We start from the raw sequence: 17,018 nt of genomic DNA, 5'->3' as shown, positions 1-17,018 counted from the left end.
GCCGCCATGGCGGCTCCTACAGGAGACCGCCCCACGGAGGTCACCCCCATGAACTTCATGTCCGCCCTCAAGGACGCCTGGCGTCGCAACGACTCGCTCGTGTGCGTCGGCCTGGACCCGGAGCCCGGCCGGTTGCCCGCAGGCCTCTCCGGCACCGAAGGCATCTTCACGTTCTGCCGCGACATCGTCGATGCCACGGCCGGCGTCGTTTGCGCCTTCAAACCGCAGATCGCGCACTTCGCCGCGCAGCGAGCCGAGGGCGTGCTGGAGCGGCTGATCGCGCATATCCACGATAAACACCCTGGCATCCCGGTGATCCTCGATGCCAAGCGCGGCGACATCGGCTCCACGGCCAGGCATTACGCCAGCGAGGCGTTCGACCGCTACGACGCCGACGCCGTCACCTTGAACCCGTACCTCGGCCACGACTCCGTGGCGCCTTTTCTGGAACACGCCGACAAGGGCGTGATCCTGCTCTGCCGGACCTCCAACCCCGGCGGCAAGGATTTCCAGGCGCTCGACTGCGGCGGCCAGCCGCTCTATCTGCGGGTCGCCGAGACCATCGCCCGCGAGTGGAACAAAAACGGCAATTGCGCGCTGGTAACCGGCGCCACCTGGCCGGAAGAACTCGGCCGCGTGCGTGCAGTAGTCGGCGACATGCCCTTGCTGGTGCCGGGAATCGGTGCTCAGGGCGGCGATGTGGGTGCGGTCATGGCCCACGGACGGACGGCCGATGGCACCGGTCTGATGATTTCTTCCTCGCGCGCCATCCTTTACGCTAGCGCCGGCCCCGATTACGCCGACCTAGCACATCGAGCGGCGGAAGAAATGAGAAAGTTCGTCAACAGCTTCCGCCAGTGAGCGATAATTTCAAAAGCAGTCGCAAATTGCATGATTTGGCAACTGCAAAAGGCTTACGCTCCCGCTCCACGCTATCGAACAATACCGGGCTCGAAGCGCCTTAGCGTCTCACCGGAGTTGTCATGCCACCTATCAACCGAGGTTTTTCACAGCGCCTGCATGTCGCACTGGACATGGCTGGCGTCAAGAAAGGCCGCGGGCGCATCACCCAGCTGGCCGATCTTTTCGACGTCAGCCGGGAAACCGCGCGGAAATGGCTCAGCGACCTTGGTCTCCCGGAACTCGAACGCCAGATCGACATGGCGACCCGGTTCGGCGTGAACTTCGAATGGCTGGCCACCGGTCGCGGCTCGCCCAGCGGTGCCACGGGCGTACGCGAAAGCCCCGCCCTCTACCGCGCCGACTCGCGGGAACAGCTCCGCCTCGTCGGGCTGGTCAGTCGCCTGCCCAAGGAGCGCCGCAAGGCGCTGCTCGTCATCATCGAGGCACTGGCCGACGCGGAGTGACCCGCGCCGGCCGCAGGCTCAGTCGTCCCCGATGTCCATGCCGGGGAACAGCACGTCGGTAAAGCCGAACTTCGTGAAGTCGGTGATGCGCGAGGGGTATAGACGTCCAATCAGATGGTCGCATTCGTGCTGGACCACGCGCGCGTGGAACCCTTCCGCGGTGCGATCGATGGGCTGACCCTTCGGGTCCACCCCCTGATAGCGGATCAGCGAGTAGCGGTTCACCGCCCCGCGCAGGCCGGGCACGGAAAGGCAGCCTTCCCAGCCCTCTTCCATGTCTTGGGAGAGCGGCGTGATGACCGGATTGAGCAGAATCGTCTGCGGCACCGGCGGGGCGTCCGGATAGCGCTCGCTGCTGTCGAAGCCGAAGATCACCAGTTGCAGATCGACCCCGATCTGGGGCGCAGCGAGGCCTACACCACCGGCGTCATGCATCGTGTCGAACATGTCCTCGATGAGTTGGTCGAGCTCGGCCGAGCCGATCATCGCCTCCGGTACGGGCGGGGCGATGCGCAGAAGGCGCTCGTCGCCCATCTTGAGGATCTCGCGAATCATGGTCGTTCCCTGGGGAATGGGGAGACCCCAGCATGGCGCCGGACGCCCCCAGGCTCAAGCCTCATATGGGTGCTCCACAGCGTCAATCCGGCATGCGCCATTCGACCAATGGCTAATGCCGGAAACCCATCGCAGCGATTGACCCCCACCGGCACGGGGGACGACCCTTGGAGCATCCGCAAGGGGAGCTCCAAACCATGCACAGTGCCATTCCAAAACCGAGCCCCGCAGGCAAGATCCTGTGGGCCGCCATCGCCATTGTCGGGGCCTGGTGCCTCGGCGTCGTCGCTCTCCGACGGGGCGAGCCCATCAATGCCATCTGGCTGGTGACCGCATCCATTGCCGTCTTCCTGATCGGCTACCGCTTCTACAGCCGTCTGATCGCGAACCGTGTGCTCCAACTCGACCCCTCGCGCGCCACACCGTCCGTGCTCCGCAACGACGGCCTCGACTACGTACCTACGGATCGGTGGGTGGTCTTCGGCCACCACTTCGCCGCGATCGCGGGCGCCGGACCGCTCGTGGGCCCGGTGCTCGCCGCGCAGATGGGCTACCTGCCGGGCACGCTGTGGATTCTCGTCGGCGTGGTGTTCGCAGGCGCCGTGCAGGACTTCATGATCCTCGGCCTGTCGCTTCGCCGCGACGGCCGCTCGCTCGGTCACATGCTGCGCGAAGAGCTGGGTGAGGTGCCAGGCGTCATCGCCATGGTAGGCGTGCTGGTGCTGATGATGATCGTGCTGGCGGTACTGGCGCTGGTCGTGGTCAAGGCGCTGACACACAGCCCGTGGGGCACCTTCACCGTCGCCGCGACGATTCCCATCGCGCTGCTGATGGGCCTGTACCTGCGCTACATCCGCCCCGGCCGCATTCTTGAGGTTTCGCTCATCGGCCTGGTGCTTCTGCTTGCGTCGATCTGGTACGGCAAGACGGTGAACGACACGCCCGCCCTCGCCGCGCTGTTCGACTTCGACGCAAAGGCGCTGGCCTGGCTGCTGATCGGCTATGGATTCTTCGCCTCGGTATTGCCGGTGTGGCTGCTGCTCGCGCCGCGCGATTACCTATCCACGTTCCTCAAGATCGGCACGATCGCCCTGCTCGCGCTCGCGATCTTCCTCGCCGCACCCACGCTGCAGATGCCGGCGATCACGAAGTTCATCGATGGCACGGGGCCGGTCTTTGCCGGCAACCTGTTCCCGTTCCTGTTCATCACCATCGCCTGCGGTGCGGTATCCGGCTGGCATTCGATCATCGCGTCGGGTACCACGCCGAAGCTGCTCGCCAACGAAGGCGAAGCGCGCATGGTCGGCTACGGCGGCATGCTGATGGAGGCATTCGTGGCGATCATGGCGTTGATCGCCGCGGCTTCGCTGCATCCGGGCGTGTACTTCGCCATGAACTCCCCCGGCGCCCTCGTGGGCACCACCGCCGAGCAGGCAGCGCAGACGATCAGCAGTTGGGGTTTCCTGGTCACGCCGGCCGAACTCACCGACACGGCACGCAACATCGGTGAGGGCACGATCCTCGGTCGTGCCGGCGGCGCACCCACCCTGGCCGTGGGCATGGCGCAATTGCTCCACGGCATCATGCCCGGCGAGGGCATGATGGCCCTGTGGTATCACTACGCGATCCTGTTCGAAGCCCTGTTCATCCTGACCACCGTCGACGCCGGCACGCGCGTCGGACGCTTCATGATCCAGGAACTGGCCGGCATGGCCTGGGCACCGCTGAAGAAGACGGACTCGTGGATCGGCAACGTGGTCGCCACCGTCATCTGCGTGGGGCTGTGGGGCTACTTCCTCTACCAAGGCGCCGTCGATCCGCTGGGCGGCATCAACACGCTGTGGCCGTTGTTCGGCATCGCCAACCAGATGCTGGCCGCCATCGCGCTGATGCTCGCCACGGTCGTGACGGTGAAACTGAAGCGTGAGCGCTACGTGCTCGTGCCTGCCGTGCCGGCCGCATGGCTGGTGATCTGCACGCTGACCGCAGGCTGGCAGAAGATCTTCGACGCCAAGATCAGCTTCACCGCCGCCGCGCAGAAGTACGCCGATGCCATGGCCTCCGGCAAGCTCCTCGCGCCGGCCAAGACCGCCGACGACATGCAGCGCATCATCACCAACAACCGCGTGGACATGGCCCTCACCGCCCTGTTCATGCTGCTGGTGCTGACCATGCTGTTCTTCTCGCTGCGCGCTATCGTCCGCGCCTGGCGAGCCAACCATCCGACCGCGCACGAGGAACCGTACGTCGCGCTGTCGAGCGTGACGCCGTAAGGAGGCCAGCATGAGCACGAACCTGTCGGCAGGGCCGCGCTCGCTGTGGAAGTGGGCGGTGCAAACCGCCCGCCTCTGCTGCGGCGTGCCCGATTACGACGTCTACGTAAAGCACCTGCGCGAACACCATCCGGAGCGCCCGGTGCCCAGCTACGACGCGTTCTTCCGCGAGCGCCAGGAAGCGCGCTATCGCGGCACGGGCGGACGCTGCTGCTAGAAGCAGCGTCCCTGCGAACATGCCGCGGCGATCAGCGGCGTCCCTTGCGCATATTGCTGCGCGAGTCGGCGATCATGGCCCGCATCGCCGTCGCGGCTTCATTCGGACGACGACGACGGATCGCCTCGTAGACGGCGCGATGGTGCGGCAGCGAGTACTTGAAGTGACGCGCCGTCTTCGCCGACATCACGAAGAACGTGGCGAGCGCCGTCTCGATCACCGCGAACAGCGAGCCGAGCAGTTCATTGCTGGTCGCCATCAACACCGCTTCGTGAAAACGCAGGTCCGCCTCGGCCCAGGCTTCCAGGTCGGGCGCTTCTTCCATCGCCTCCAACGCCATGGCGATCGCCTCCAATTGCTCGGGCGTCCGCCGCCGCGCCGCCGCCATCACCGCCGCGGGCTCGATGATGCCGCGCATCTCGACGAGCTTTTCCACGAAATCCTCGGTCGGCATGGCGGCGCAGCGCCAGGCCAGCACATCGGGGTCGAGGTGATTCCAGTAGCGCGGATCGCGCACGCGCATGCCGGTCTTCTGGCGCGTTTCGATCAGTCCTTTGGCAGCAAGCACCTTCAACGCCTCGCGCAGCACCGTTCGGCTCACCGCCATCTGCGTCGCGAGCTGGGCCTCCCCGAGTAGCGCATCCCCGGGCTGGAGCACGCCACCGACGATCGATTCACCGATGTCCTCGATCACCTGCGCGTGCAGGTTCTTCGCCCCGTCCTTCCTCGATGCCATGCTCGTCCGCCCTGTCCCGTTCGCCGCCCATCCTAATGGCAGCGAGCGTAGCGGCGATGACGCAGCGCAACTTGCCGGGCCACGAACCCCCGCGCCCGAAAGCGGATCGTGGAGACGCTACACCTCGTGATGCAACGCTTCCGCGGGTTTGCGGCGACGAAAACGCGGTGCCAGTTCCACCATGTACATGGCGGCCAGCACCAAGGCGCCCCCGCCGAGCATGCGCGGCGTGAGCACGTCCACACCGAGCAGCACGGCGAAGCCCGCCGCGAATACCGGCTCGGTGGTCATGACGATGGCCGCTCGCGTGGCCGGCATATGCGCCTGCGCCCAGGTCTGCACCAGCATGGCGAACGCGCCCGCCACCAGCGCCATGTAGAGCACCGAAATCCAAGCCGCCGCATCCGGCGGGAGGGTCGGACCGCCGTGCGGCAAGGTGATGAGCAGGCAGACCGCGGCAATGCCGACCATCTGGATCGCGGACATGCCGAACGCATCGCCGGGCTTGGACCAGTGACCCAGTCCCACGATGTGCAACGCGTACAGCGCTGCCGATGCCAACGTCAGCAGCACGCCCGCATCCACTGAGAAACCACTCAGGGCGAGCACGCCGAGGCCCAGCGTGGCGAGCAGCACGGCCAACCATGTGGTCCACGGCATGCGCTGACGGAAGATCAGCAGCGAAAGGATCGGCGTGATGACCACATACATGCCGGTGACGAAGCCACTGACGCTGGGCGACGTGCGCGCCAGTCCTTCCGTCTGCAGCCACTGCGCCAGGCCGTAGAGCACGCCCAGGGCCAGGCCGCGCAGCAACGACACGCGACCGAGCCGACGTAGCGGCAGCGCGAACAGCAGCACCATGGCGATGGCAGCCATGGCGAACCGAACCGCGAGGAAATCCGCCACGGGCATCCGCCCGACCACGCCCTTGATCAACGCGAAGGTGGAGCCCCAAATGGCCGTGACGGCGAGCAGGCCGAGGGTAGCGAGACCGGCGCCGCGGTGGCCGTCGCTCATCGACGTTTCCGCAGCAACTGCCCCGGGATCTTCAACAGGAAATGCGACCAGATGCCGAGCCAGACCAGCATACGTACGAATACGTTGCGTGCGGCGGGATCGTGCCGGCGGAACCACAGGTACATGCTGCGGTGCTTGTGCCGGCTGACGAACACGGGCCGATGCCGGCTCGATCCGCCCTTCCCGTGCAGCACGCGCACGTCGCCCGCGAGCAGCACCTTGTAACCCGCATCGCGCGCGCGACGGCAAAGATCCATGTCCTCGCAGTGGAGGAAGAACGTTTCGTCGAAACCGCGCAGGCGCTCGAAGACGGAGCGCGACATCAGGATGATGGCGCCGGAAACGATTTCCACCTCCTCCGCGCCACCGGGGATGGGACCGTCGATGTCGATGCCGGCATCGCCGCCGCGACCGAGCTTGGTCGCGAGCGCACGGCGCAGCAGGGGGTCGCGACGGCGCGAGGCCGGATCGGGCCGTCCCTCGGCGTCGCAGACGACGGCACCCACGATGCCCGTATGGACGTCCATGTGCGCGGCCATGCGCCGAATCGTATCCGGCTGCACGAGGCAGTCCGGGTTGAGCACCAGGATGCGCGCACCGCGCGATTGCGCGACGCCACGATTCACCGCAGGGCCAAAGCCCAGGTTGGCGCGGTTGTAGACAATTCGTACCCGGTCGTCGTCCGCGTAGGCGCGATCGAGCGACTCGGGGATACCGTCAGTGGACCCGTTGTCCACGACGACGACGTTCACCGGCACGTCGCTCGCCAGGGCGTGCTCTACGCACTCGCGCGTCAGCGGACCGCTGTCGGCAAGAACGATGACGATGCTGGTGACAGGCGTGGTGGTCACGGCGCGGTGCCTCTCGTCAGCCCACCCACGCGCGCGCGTTGCGGAACATCCGCATCCAGGGGGAATCCTCGCCCCACTGCTCCGGATGCCAGCTCAACTGCGCTGTACGGAACACGCGCTCGGGGTGCGGCATCATGATCGTGACGCGCCCGTCAGCCGCGGTGAAGGCAGCCAGGCCACCCGGCGAACCGTTCGGATTCAACGGGTAGCTCTCGGTCGGCTTGCCGCGGTTGTCCACGAAGCGCGCGGCGGCGTGACTCTTGGACGGGCTGCACACGCTCGGGAAATGCACGCGGCCTTCGCCGTGCGCCACCGCCACCGGGATGCGCGAACCGGCCATGCCGCGGAAGAAGATGCTGCCGGAGTCGAGGATCTCGAGCGTGGCAAGGCGTGCCTCGTACTGCTCCGACTGGTTGCGCAGGAACTGCGGCCAATGCTTCGCGTCCGGAATGATGTCCTTGAGGCCGGACATCATCTGGCAACCATTGCACACGCCCAGAGCGAAGCGACTGCCATCCTCGAAGAAGCGGGCAAACTGCTCGCGCAACGCGTCGTTGTAGAGAATGGAGGTGGCCCATCCACGGCCCGCGCCAAGCACGTCGCCATAGGAGAACCCGCCGCACGCGGCAAAGCCGACGAAGTCCTTGAGATGGTGGCGACCGCTGCCAAGGTCGGTCATATGGACGTCCACCGCCTCGAAACCGGCGCGATCGAATGCCGCCGCCATTTCCACCTGGCCGTTGACGCCCTGCTCGCGCAGGATCGCCACGCGCGGACGCACGCCCGTGGCGATGTACGGCGCGGCGATATTCTCCGTCGGATCGAAGACGAGCTTCGGCGAGATGCCCGGATCGACGTCGTCGAGGCGCCACTCGTTTTCCTGATCCGCGCTCTGCGGGTTGTCGCGCAGGCGCTGCATTGCGTAGCTGGTTTCATTCCAGGCGCGGAACAGCTCGGTCCAGTTCCACTTGAACGGCGTCTCGCCGCCGAGGTGCAACTTGATACCAAGCTTTTCCTTCGGGCGGCCCACGTTGTGGGTCATGCCGGCCAGGTTGTACTTGACCAGCAACTGCTCGAAGGCCTCGCGATTGGCCGACGCCACCTGCACGACAGCGCCGAGTTCTTCGTTGAACAGTGCGCGAAGCGTTGCGTCTGCCCAACCGTCCAGACGCAGCTCAAGACCGCAGCGACCGGCGAAGGCCATTTCCAACAGCGTCACGATGGCGCCGCCGTCGGAACGGTCGTGGTAGGCCAGCAGCAGGCCGGCGCGGTTGGCCTCCTGGATCAGCTCGAACATCGCACGCAGACGCTTCGGATCGTCGAGATCCGGCGGCACGCCGCCCCCGCGATTGAAAACCTGGGTGAGCGCCGAACCGCCGAGGCGATCGCGGCCCGCGCCGAGATCGATCAGCCAGAGATCGGTGTCGCCGCGATCGAGCCGCAATTGCGGCGTGAGCGTGCGACGCACGTCGTCCACACGGGCGAAGCCCGTGATGACCAGCGATACCGGCGACACGGTCTTCTGCGCCTTGCCGCTCTCGTCGGTCCACACCGTCTGCATGGACAGCGAGTCCTTGCCCACGGGAATCGAGATATCGAGCGACGGGCACAGTTCCATGCCCACGGCGCGCACCGCATCGAACAGCGCAGCGTCTTCGCCCGGATGATTCACGGCGGCCATCCAGTTCGCCGAGAGGCGCACTTCGTCGAGCGTGATCGACGCGGCGGCGAGGTTGGTCAGTGCTTCGCCCACGGCCATGCGTGCGGCGTCGGCGCTGGACAGCAGCGCGACAGGAGCGCGCTCGGCCATCGCCATGGCTTCGCCGGTGTAGCCGTCGAAGTCGGTCATCGTGACCGCCACGTCGGCCACGGGCACCTGCCAGGGACCGACCATCGGATCGCGCGCATTGAGGCCACCGACGGTACGGTCGCCGATGGTGATGAGGAAGCTCTTGCTGCCCACCGCCGGCAGGCGCAGCACGCGCATCAGCGCTTCGTCCATGCCGATGCCGGTCAGGTCGGCCACCAGGTCCACGCGCGGCTTCACGCGCACGGCGTCGCGGTGCATGCGCGGCGGCTTGCCGAACAGCACGTCCATGCGCAGGTCGATCACGGTGATGTCGCGACGCGTGTCACGCACCAGCAGGCGCGGTTCGTCGGTCGCCTCGCCGACGACGGCGAACGGGCAGCGTTCGCGCGCGCAGAATTCCTCGAACAGCGCCAGGTTCTCGCTGCCGATCGCGAGCACGTAGCGCTCCTGCGACTCGTTGCTCCAGATCTGCATCGGCGACAGCGTCGGATCGTCGCACGGCAGCTTGGAGAGATCGATGATGCCGCCCACGCCCGCGTCGTTGAGGATCTCGGGAATGGCATTGGACACACCGCCCGCGCCCACGTCGTGGATGCTGACGATGGGGTTCTCGTCGCCGCGCGCCCAGCACGCGTCGATCACCTGCTGACAGCGGCGCTCCATCTCGGGGTTGTCGCGCTGTACCGAGGCGAAATCGAGCTCCGCGCTCGATGTGCCCGACGCCACGGACGAGGCGGCGCCACCGCCCAGACCGATGAGCATGGCCGGGCCGCCGAGCACGATCACCTTGTCGCCCGCGCGCAGCTTGCGCTTGTCGACGTGTCCCGGGCGGATCGCGGCGAGGCCGCCTGCGATCATGATCGGCTTGTCGTAGCCGCGACGCACGCCCTTGTCGCCTGTTTCCTGCTCGAACGTACGGAAGTAACCGCCGAGCGCGGGACGACCGAATTCGTTGTTGAACGCGGCCGCGCCGAGCGGGCCGTCACGCATGATCTCGAACGCCGAGGCCATGCGCGGCGGCAGCGGGCGATCCTTCTCCCACGGGCGCGGAAGGCCGGGAATGCGCAGATGCGAGACGGAGAAACCGGTGAGACCGGCCTTGGGCTTGCCGCCGCGGCCCGTCGCGCCTTCGTCGCGGATCTCGCCACCGGCACCGGTGGCGGCACCCGGCCACGGCGCGATCGCCGTCGGGTGATTGTGCGTTTCCACCTTGATCGCATACGGCGCAGCTTCCGCGACCGTGCGGAACACGCTGTCCTTCGGGTCGACGAAGAAACGCTGGCCCTCGTAGCCTTCGATCACCGCCGCGTTGTCGTGATACGCCGAGAGCGTATGCGCGGGCGAATGCTGGTGGGTGTTCTTGATCATGCCGAACAGCGACGCCGGCTGCTCAGCGCCATCGAGCGTCCACGTGGCATTGAAGACCTTGTGCCGGCAATGCTCCGAGTTCGCCTGCGCGAACATCATCAGCTCGGCGTCGGTCGGCGCGCGGCCCATCTCCGCATAGCGCGTGGCGAGGTAGTCGATCTCGTCGTCGGCGAGGGCGAGGCCCAGCGACGCGTTGGCCGCCGACAGCGCGGCCACGGCATCGTTGCCCAGATCGATGCGACCGAGTGCACCCGGCTCGCCCGCCAGGAACAGGCCGGACGCCTGCTCCAGCGAATCCAGCGGCGACTGCACCATCGGATCGCAGAAGGCTGCCATGACCGCGGCGTAGGACGCGTCATCTTCTGCCGGCATGCCGGTGACTCGCCACGCGGTGCCGCGCTCCACGCGACGCACGTCGAAGCCGGCGCCATGCAGGATGTCGGTGGCCTTGCTCGACCACGGCGAAATCGTGCCCAGGCGCGGCACGACCCAGAACGTGGCGCCTTCCGGGCCGGCGCTCTTCGCCTCCAGCACGGCAAGCAGACGCGTGCGTGCCTCACCTTCCGGCGGGACGTCGGCGTCGACGAAGTAAGTGAACCAGGCGGCCTGCACCCGCGTCCCGTGATGCAGGGCATCCAGGTGGGCGTTCAGTCGTTCGAGGCGAAAAGGCGAGAGGGCGCTCTGCCCGTCGAGTGCGATCATGCGGGGGAAAAGGCGCTGCAGGAAAACGCCCATTCTACATGATGTTGCGCGGCAGCATGGGCGGGCCCCACCACCCCTGTGGGAGCCGCCATGCCGGCGAGCCGATCTGCCTGTGGGAGCCGCTATAGCGGCGAGGCGAGCTGCCTCACCGCATCACCGCTCCGTGGGCTTCTCGCCGCTATAGCGGCTCCCACATTCGCTCCGTGGGCTTCTCGCCGCTAAAGGGCCTCACAACAGGATCAGCCGCCGCGACGGGGAGTGCCGGCGGGGGCTTCCAGGGCCTGAAGCAGCTGGGCGGGCGTCACGTAGCCGCCGACCACGTCACCGTTCTCGGTCACGATGGTGGGGGTGCCGTTCACGCCCAGGCGTTCGCCCAGCTCGAATTCGTCCTTCACGGGGTTCGCGCACGTCGCCGCCTTGGGGGTGGCGCCCTTCATCGCCTCGTTGAAGGCGTTCTTGCGGTCGGCACTGCACCAGACGGACACCGCCTTGGTGTACGACGGCGTATCGTTGCCGGCCGTGGTCTTCACGCCTTCGCGCGGCCAGAACACGTACTCGACCGCAATCCCCTGCTTGTTGAACTCGTCGATGTGCGCGTGCAGCTGGCGGCAGAAACCGCAGTCGACATCGGTGAACACGGTGACCGTGTGCTTCGGGTTGGCCGGCGCGTAGATCAGACGCTGCGATGCCGGCAACTTGGCCAGGGCAGCCTTGCGCGTGGCGGCCCAGCTTGCGGCGCTGAGATCGGTCTTCGACTTGAGGTCGATCAGGTTGCCGTTGAGCATGTAACGGCCGTCGGCGCTGACATAAACCATGCGACCCGAGGCCACCACCTGGTAGAAGCCCGGCATCGGCGCCGGGCCGATGCTGTCCACCTGAATGCCCGGGCCGAGGGACTCGATCGCGTCGCGAACGGCTTTCTGGTCGTCGGCAGCACAGGCCGTCATGGCGAACGCACCGGCAAGGATCGCCGGCAGGATTTTCTTCAACATCGGTACGACTCCATCGATGACCGGGGAAAACGCGGGGTGCTTGGAACACGCCCCCGGCGTTCGGTTCCCGATTGTGGCATGCCTCAGCCGCGCGGGTGGTGCTGGGCGTGAAGGCGCTTCAGCCCCTCTTTTGCGACCAGCGTGTAGATCTGCGTGGTGCTCAGCGCGCTGTGTCCGAGCAGCATCTGCAGGGCGCGCAGGTCCGCGCCGTGGTTGAGAAGATGCGTAGCGAAGGAATGCCGCAGCACATGCGGCGACACCCGCTTCTCGGGAATACCCACCTGCATCGCGTAGCGCTTCACCAGCGTCCAGAACATCTGCCGACTCATCGCGTCGCCACGCCGCGACAGAAACAGGGCGACGGGCTGCCCGTGACCCTTGGCCAGCAACGGGCGCGCGTCGCGCAGATAGGCCTCCACGTGCGCCAGGGCCTCTTCGCCTACCGGCACGAGGCGATCCTTGCCGCCCTTGCCCGTGACGCGCAGCACACCTTGGCGCGTATTGAGTCCGGCCAACGGCAAATCGACGAGTTCCGATACGCGCAGGCCCGATGAGTACATCAATTCGAGCATCGCGCGATCGCGCAGGCCCAGCGGCGTCGTGATGTCGGGCGCAACGAGCAGCGCCTCGATCTCGCGTTCGGCGAGCGCCTTCGGCAGACCACGCGGCATCCGCGGGCGCTGCATCAGCAGCGTCGGATCTTCGCGGCGACCTTCGTCGCGCGCGAGCTGGGCGTAGAAACGGCGGAAGGCCGACTGCCGCCGCGCCATGCTCCGCACGGAAACGGGTTGGCTACCGTGGTACGCAGAAAGATCGTCGCGCCCGGCACTCGCCAGCGTGCGCCCACGCGTGGCGAGCCAGCGAGCAAGCTGCTGGAGATCGCGCCGATAGGCCTCGAGCGTGCGGTCGGCAAGCCCGTCTTCCGCCCAGATACGCTCGATGAAGCGCTCGATCAGGCGTACGTCATCGGCGGACGCTTGGGCGCAGGGAACGGATTCGACAGGGGCCATGCGCAGGATGGTCGCACGACCCGCGCGCCGCACTCAAAGTCGCTGGAGACTCGACTGGTAGCCCGCCACGACGTAGGCCATCTGATACTCGGCGGCCGTCTTGAGCGCCGTGCGATCTTCCGGTGAGAGCTTCGCCTTGCGCGCAGCGAGCGCCAGCTTCTGCATGGCTTCCGCCAGCCCATCGGCGGCCTCGCGGAAACCACTGGCATCGACCGTGGCAATCGCGTCCAGATGCCTGTCCGCATCGTCGCGCAACTGCTGGAATTCCGCGGCACCCACATTGTCGTCGCCGTCGAAGGCGCGCATGTGCTGATCCAGCTCGGGGAAAGTGGAATGCAGGGTAAGGCTCATGACCGCGCTCCTTTCAGGTCGTTTCGGGGTCTCGCCAAGCTACGCCGGCGTCTGGCTCGCGTCGAAACCCAACGCAACGTCAAATCGGCACGGACAACGTAGCGCGGCGATGCAGCGCGAGATCTGGCGTCGTGCCGGGCCTCGCGGCGGCCGGGCATAATGACCCGCCTTCCCCAGACCGATACGCATGAGCGCACTCGACCCTGCTCCCGCTTGGCGCCGTTTCGCCGCCATCGTCTACGACGCGCTCGCCGTGGTCGCCATCGTGATGGTGGTCGGGCTGCTGGCGCAGTTCGCCACGGGCGGCAAGCTCATCGACGAGCACGGGCAGGTACTGGCCGCGTGGTACCGCCCCCTGCAAGGGCTCGTGGTCGGTGCGTATTTCCTGGTGTCCTGGGTGCGTGGCGGACAGACGCTCGGCATGCGGCCCTGGCGCATCCGTGTCACCGATGCCCAGGGCAGTGCCGTGACCTGGCCGCGCGGCGTCGTGCGACTGGTCGTTGCCGCCCTGCCGCTCCTGCTGCTGACGCTCTACCCGCTGACCTCGCTGCGCGTCGCACTCTATGCGCCGCTGATCGGTTGGGCCATGTGGCTGCTTCCGTGCCTGATCGACCGCCGTCGCCGCGCGCTGCACGACCTGATCGCCGGCACGGAGATCCGCCGGTTGGGGTGAACCGGCTCAGCGACCGAACTGGTCGCTGGCGGGCACCCACGATCCCGAGCTTGGCGAAGGCGCCGGCACGTTCACCTTGATGGTGGCCTCGCAGCCCGGCGGCATCGGGCCGCCCGAAATGCGCGCCGTCGTACACAGCGCGGTGTTGTCGAGAGCGACCGGTGCTGCCGCGACGCTGGCGCTGTTGGCGGGCGGCAGGTTGTCGGCCAGCGGCTTCGCGGGCGCCATCGTCTGATTCTTCGCCACGGCGTCCTGATTGATCGGCTTGGCCGGTGGATCGCCGCCGCAGCCGATCGTGAACAGCGACACCGCCTTCATGGCGCCGCCCGTATTGCCCGGTCCAGCCACGCAGTTGATACGGATGCCGCGCGGCAGCGAGATCGTCGGTTTCACGGTGGCCGCCTCGACGCCGTGACGGATCGCCGTATCCACCGACGATTCGCCCTTCGGCGTCCAGGCACCTTCGAAGCGTGTGGCCTTGTAGTCGATGTGCACGCGGGCGCCGGACTGCGGCACGAGATTGCCGTGGGGCTTCAGTTCCACGTACGCCCCCACCTGCCCTGCCTTGTCGCCTTGGCCGCCGGCAACGCCATCCTCGCGTTGCGACGTGCCATTCGCCCCGGTCAACCGCTGCCCTTCGTCCACCCCCTTGGCCGCACCCGGCTTGCCGCTTTCCGCCGCGGCCCCCGGCGTGTTGGAGCCCGACGCCTCAGCCGTGGTCTGGCCGGGCACGAACGGCTGGGCGGGTGCGCCCTGCGCGGTGCTCTTGGCGCGTTCGGTGTCGGCCTTGCCCTGTTCCGCCTGGTTCTGCGCGGTGGACTGGCCTGCGGCGTTCTCGCCCGGCGCCTGACCGGGGGGCGCGGGTGCGACGTCGGCACCCGCGACGGGACGTTGCAGTTCTCCCGGCGTGACGGCAGGCGCCTGGATGGCCGGGGCGGGACGGTCGGCGGCTGGAGCCGAGACGGTCGGCTTGGCCGTGGCGTCGGGCAGCGGCACAGCCGCGAGGTCGGCCTCGGCTTCCACGGCCGGTGCGTGCACCGCTTCGACCGTCACCGCGACCTTGGGCGGGACCGGGCGATTGTCGATCGCCAGGTCGGGCGTCGGCGCGCTGGGCTCCGGCGCGACGGCCGGCAGCGGCGTGTCCTGCGGTGTGGGCGGTGCCGAGGATTCCTCGACTTCCGGCCGCGGGACCGTCGCGAGCGTGATCGCCGCGGTGGGCACGGGCGTGGTGCGTTCCGCGGTGATGGTCGGCGGCGTGGGCGTCACCGCCATCTGCGCGGCCGGCGTTTCCGGAAGCGCCAGCGATGCGGGCGGCGGCATCGGCGCGGTGCCTTCCACCTGCGCCTTGCGCGCCGGCTCGGGCTGGAATCGCGGTGGCACGACCTGCGGCTTGGGCGTATCCAGCGCCAGATCGGGCGGCGCCTGCGTCGGCACGGGTACTTTGGCGAGGTCCGGCTGGGGCGGTGGCGCCTTGGGCTGGGTCAGCGGGCGCTGTGCCACGGCCGCTACGCTGGGCGGCGGCGCCTTGGATTTCACGTCAGGCTTCACGCGCGGCGGCGGCGCCACCGGTACGGCGATGGCCGGCGGCGTCTTGGCCGCCGATGCCACCGCACTGGCGTGCGACCCGCTCGACGCACGGCTGGCCTTCGAGTGCGGGGTATTCCAGCGCGTCTTCGCCACGGGCGCCTTCGATGGCGTGCCGCGCACGGGCGGCACCGGCGGCGGGGGCTTGTCGATGAGCCGCACCAGCAACGCATTCTCGTCGGGCGGCGACGGCGGCGGGGGCAAGATGTCGTAGGCCGGCCCGAGGATCATGCCGAACAGGAAAACCAGGTGGATGAGGATCGTGCCCACCCACGCGGCGACGCGCAGCAGGCGATCGCGCGGCCGCTCGCGAAGACGACGCCGGTAGACCAACGCATGCATCGCGGCTTCCCGCGGGGACACGGGCAGCGCATTAGCAGCGATCGCTGGGTCGCTGTCCGGTCGGAAGGTCTTGGGCATCGTGCGTAGTGTCCATGCTGCGGCGCGCGCGCACAATCGCGACCGTGACGGTGGCTACTGTCCCGTGCGCCGCGCTCGCTCGGCGTTCTCCTGATCCATCGCCTTGAGCGGGATGTCGGACGCGCAGCCCTGCGGTAGCGGCTTGTCGGCGCGGAAAGCAGCGATGCATGCCGCCTCGGTCGGCGGCGGAGGCTGGTCGGGGAGGTCTTTCACCAATGGATTCGCGGGCGCCATGTTGAGCCGCACGTCGCCGTCCTTCTTGGAAGCCTTCGAGGGGTCCTCGCCACCGCAGCCGACCGGCAGCACGAAGAACACGGTGGCGCACTTGATGCGCGTGCCATGCCCCAGGTCGATCGTCTTCTTCACCGTGGTGCTTTCGATCGCGCGGCGCAGCCCCTTGTTGAGTGCGTTCTCGTCGCGCGGCGCCCAATCCTTCTCGAAGCGGGTCTGCGTGTACGTGACCGTGGTCTTGTGCGACATGATTCCGCTGTCGTCGGTCGGCTTGCGTGCCACGAAATCGGCCTGGGTCGTCGACGAGCCTGCCCCTTGCTTCGGCAGCACGATCGAGCCGTCCGTACCGAACAACGCGGGCTGCTGGGTCGGTGGGGCCGGCGTGTCGGCGACGGCGGGCGTCGGCGCCTGCTCTTTCGGCGGTTCCTTGGGACGACGCGGCTCGGGCCGTGTGGCCTCCGGCGAGCGGACCTTCGGCGGCGGCTCGGTGACGGGCGGCGGAGGCGGCGCCTCGACAGGCGGCGCGGACCGGGTCGGCTCGATGAAGCGGACCTCGAGCACGTCGTTGCGGTCGTCGGGCGAGGCGTAGCCGACGAGCGGGCGAGGCATCATCTCGTAGCGAACCAGCAGCACCAGAAGAATGTGCAGGATGATCGCCACGACCATCGCCAAGATGCGGCGCACACGCTCTCGGGGTGGCGGACGGCGTCCTATCGCGTGCAGGGTAGCGATCGTCGCCGCGTCGATCGGCGCCAGCCCGGCCGGACGCGGCGATGCGTCCGGCTCCAGCCGGTGGGGTTCGACGAACGACGGTGGCGCCTTGCCAGGATATTGCACGCGCGCAGGGCCCCCATGGGC

General features: G+C 67.8%; 15 protein-coding genes. 5 read left to right on the top strand and 10 right to left on the bottom strand.

Features of this window, described 5'->3' with window-relative positions; genetic code table 11:
- Positions 1 to 48: 48 nt before the first annotated feature.
- Both pyrF and BT115_RS11215 read left to right on the top strand, forming a co-directional pair.
- The gene (gene pyrF, locus BT115_RS11220; RefSeq protein ID WP_072322691.1) at positions 49 to 861 is read left to right on the top strand and encodes an orotidine-5'-phosphate decarboxylase; all 813 of its coding nucleotides are present in this window, start codon (positions 49 to 51) and stop codon (positions 859 to 861) included.
- Between the two features lie 122 nt (positions 862 to 983).
- Positions 984 to 1,367, top strand: coding sequence for a hypothetical protein (locus BT115_RS11215; protein ID WP_072322690.1), 384 nt, complete (start codon positions 984 to 986; stop codon positions 1,365 to 1,367).
- Between the two features lie 18 nt (positions 1,368 to 1,385).
- Here BT115_RS11215 and def read toward each other — a convergent pair whose 3' ends face one another.
- Positions 1,386 to 1,922, bottom strand: a complete 537-nt coding sequence (def, locus tag BT115_RS11210; protein ID WP_072322689.1) for a peptide deformylase — start codon at positions 1,920 to 1,922, stop codon at positions 1,386 to 1,388.
- A 197-nt stretch (positions 1,923 to 2,119) separates the two neighbouring features.
- Here def and BT115_RS11205 point away from each other — a divergent pair, with 197 nt between their 5' ends.
- Together BT115_RS11205 and BT115_RS11200 are read left to right on the top strand one after the other, a co-directional pair.
- A complete protein-coding gene (locus BT115_RS11205) occupies positions 2,120 to 4,195 on the top strand; it encodes a carbon starvation CstA family protein (RefSeq protein ID WP_072322688.1) in 2,076 nt (691 codons plus the stop codon).
- Positions 4,196 to 4,205: 10 nt separating this feature from the next.
- A complete protein-coding gene (locus BT115_RS11200; RefSeq protein ID WP_072322687.1) occupies positions 4,206 to 4,412 on the top strand; it encodes a YbdD/YjiX family protein in 207 nt (68 codons plus the stop codon).
- Between the two features lie 31 nt (positions 4,413 to 4,443).
- Here BT115_RS11200 and BT115_RS11195 read toward each other — a convergent pair whose 3' ends face one another.
- The 7 genes from BT115_RS11195 to BT115_RS11165 form a co-directional block, all read right to left on the bottom strand.
- Complete coding sequence (locus tag BT115_RS11195) at positions 4,444 to 5,148, bottom strand: FadR/GntR family transcriptional regulator (protein ID WP_072322686.1); 705 nt, start codon at positions 5,146 to 5,148, stop codon at positions 4,444 to 4,446.
- Positions 5,149 to 5,265: 117 nt separating this feature from the next.
- Entirely contained in the window at positions 5,266 to 6,168 is a 903-nt protein-coding gene (locus tag BT115_RS11190; RefSeq protein WP_072322685.1) for a DMT family transporter, read from the bottom strand.
- A complete protein-coding gene (locus BT115_RS11185; protein ID WP_072322684.1) occupies positions 6,165 to 7,019 on the bottom strand; it encodes a glycosyltransferase family 2 protein in 855 nt (284 codons plus the stop codon). Before BT115_RS11185 ends, BT115_RS11190 begins: the two co-directional genes overlap by 4 nt.
- Positions 7,020 to 7,035: 16 nt before the next feature.
- Positions 7,036 to 10,899, bottom strand: coding sequence for a phosphoribosylformylglycinamidine synthase (gene purL / locus BT115_RS11180; protein WP_072323172.1), 3,864 nt, complete (start codon positions 10,897 to 10,899; stop codon positions 7,036 to 7,038).
- A gap of 239 nt (positions 10,900 to 11,138) precedes the next feature.
- Complete coding sequence (locus tag BT115_RS11175) at positions 11,139 to 11,891, bottom strand: DsbC family protein (RefSeq protein WP_083527424.1); 753 nt, start codon at positions 11,889 to 11,891, stop codon at positions 11,139 to 11,141.
- Positions 11,892 to 11,974: 83 nt separating this feature from the next.
- Positions 11,975 to 12,901, bottom strand: coding sequence for a site-specific tyrosine recombinase XerD (gene xerD, locus BT115_RS11170; RefSeq protein WP_072323170.1), 927 nt, complete (start codon positions 12,899 to 12,901; stop codon positions 11,975 to 11,977).
- Positions 12,902 to 12,934: 33 nt separating this feature from the next.
- Entirely contained in the window at positions 12,935 to 13,252 is a 318-nt protein-coding gene (locus BT115_RS11165; RefSeq protein WP_072322683.1) for a hypothetical protein, read from the bottom strand.
- A 187-nt stretch (positions 13,253 to 13,439) separates the two neighbouring features.
- On the opposite strand from BT115_RS11165, the gene BT115_RS11160 reads away from it, so the two are divergent.
- Positions 13,440 to 13,925, top strand: a complete 486-nt coding sequence (locus BT115_RS11160) for an RDD family protein (RefSeq protein WP_072322682.1) — start codon at positions 13,440 to 13,442, stop codon at positions 13,923 to 13,925.
- 6 nt (positions 13,926 to 13,931) lie between these two features.
- Here BT115_RS11160 and BT115_RS11155 read toward each other — a convergent pair whose 3' ends face one another.
- Together BT115_RS11155 and BT115_RS11150 are read right to left on the bottom strand one after the other, a co-directional pair.
- On the bottom strand, positions 13,932 to 15,929 hold the full coding sequence (locus BT115_RS11155) for a hypothetical protein (protein ID WP_072322681.1): 1,998 nt from the start codon (positions 15,927 to 15,929) through the stop codon (positions 13,932 to 13,934).
- 54 nt (positions 15,930 to 15,983) lie between these two features.
- On the bottom strand, positions 15,984 to 16,997 hold the full coding sequence (locus BT115_RS11150; protein WP_083527423.1) for a hypothetical protein: 1,014 nt from the start codon (positions 16,995 to 16,997) through the stop codon (positions 15,984 to 15,986).
- Between the last annotated feature and the right edge of the window lie 21 nt (positions 16,998 to 17,018).

Origin of the sequence: Luteibacter sp. UNCMF366Tsu5.1 (assembly GCF_900119235.1) — a bacterium.
Taxonomy (GTDB): domain Bacteria; phylum Pseudomonadota; class Gammaproteobacteria; order Xanthomonadales; family Rhodanobacteraceae; genus Luteibacter; species Luteibacter flocculans.
Note: the sequence above shows the minus strand (reverse complement) of the source record. Positions and strands in the feature narration are given on the sequence as shown.

Coding starts and splice junctions, on each gene's coding strand:
- pyrF (WP_072322691.1), top strand. CDS start 49: ATGAACTTCATGTCCGCCCTCAAGGACGCCTGGCGTCGCAACGACTCG.
- BT115_RS11215 (WP_072322690.1), top strand. CDS start 984: ATGCCACCTATCAACCGAGGTTTTTCACAGCGCCTGCATGTCGCACTG.
- def (WP_072322689.1), bottom strand. CDS start 1,922: ATGATTCGCGAGATCCTCAAGATGGGCGACGAGCGCCTTCTGCGCATC.
- BT115_RS11205 (WP_072322688.1), top strand. CDS start 2,120: ATGCACAGTGCCATTCCAAAACCGAGCCCCGCAGGCAAGATCCTGTGG.
- BT115_RS11200 (WP_072322687.1), top strand. CDS start 4,206: ATGAGCACGAACCTGTCGGCAGGGCCGCGCTCGCTGTGGAAGTGGGCG.
- BT115_RS11195 (WP_072322686.1), bottom strand. CDS start 5,148: ATGGCATCGAGGAAGGACGGGGCGAAGAACCTGCACGCGCAGGTGATC.
- BT115_RS11190 (WP_072322685.1), bottom strand. CDS start 6,168: ATGAGCGACGGCCACCGCGGCGCCGGTCTCGCTACCCTCGGCCTGCTC.
- purL (WP_072323172.1), bottom strand. CDS start 10,899: ATGATCGCACTCGACGGGCAGAGCGCCCTCTCGCCTTTTCGCCTCGAA.
- BT115_RS11175 (WP_083527424.1), bottom strand. CDS start 11,891: ATGTTGAAGAAAATCCTGCCGGCGATCCTTGCCGGTGCGTTCGCCATG.
- xerD (WP_072323170.1), bottom strand. CDS start 12,901: ATGGCCCCTGTCGAATCCGTTCCCTGCGCCCAAGCGTCCGCCGATGAC.
- BT115_RS11165 (WP_072322683.1), bottom strand. CDS start 13,252: ATGAGCCTTACCCTGCATTCCACTTTCCCCGAGCTGGATCAGCACATG.
- BT115_RS11160 (WP_072322682.1), top strand. CDS start 13,440: ATGAGCGCACTCGACCCTGCTCCCGCTTGGCGCCGTTTCGCCGCCATC.
- BT115_RS11155 (WP_072322681.1), bottom strand. CDS start 15,929: ATGCCCAAGACCTTCCGACCGGACAGCGACCCAGCGATCGCTGCTAAT.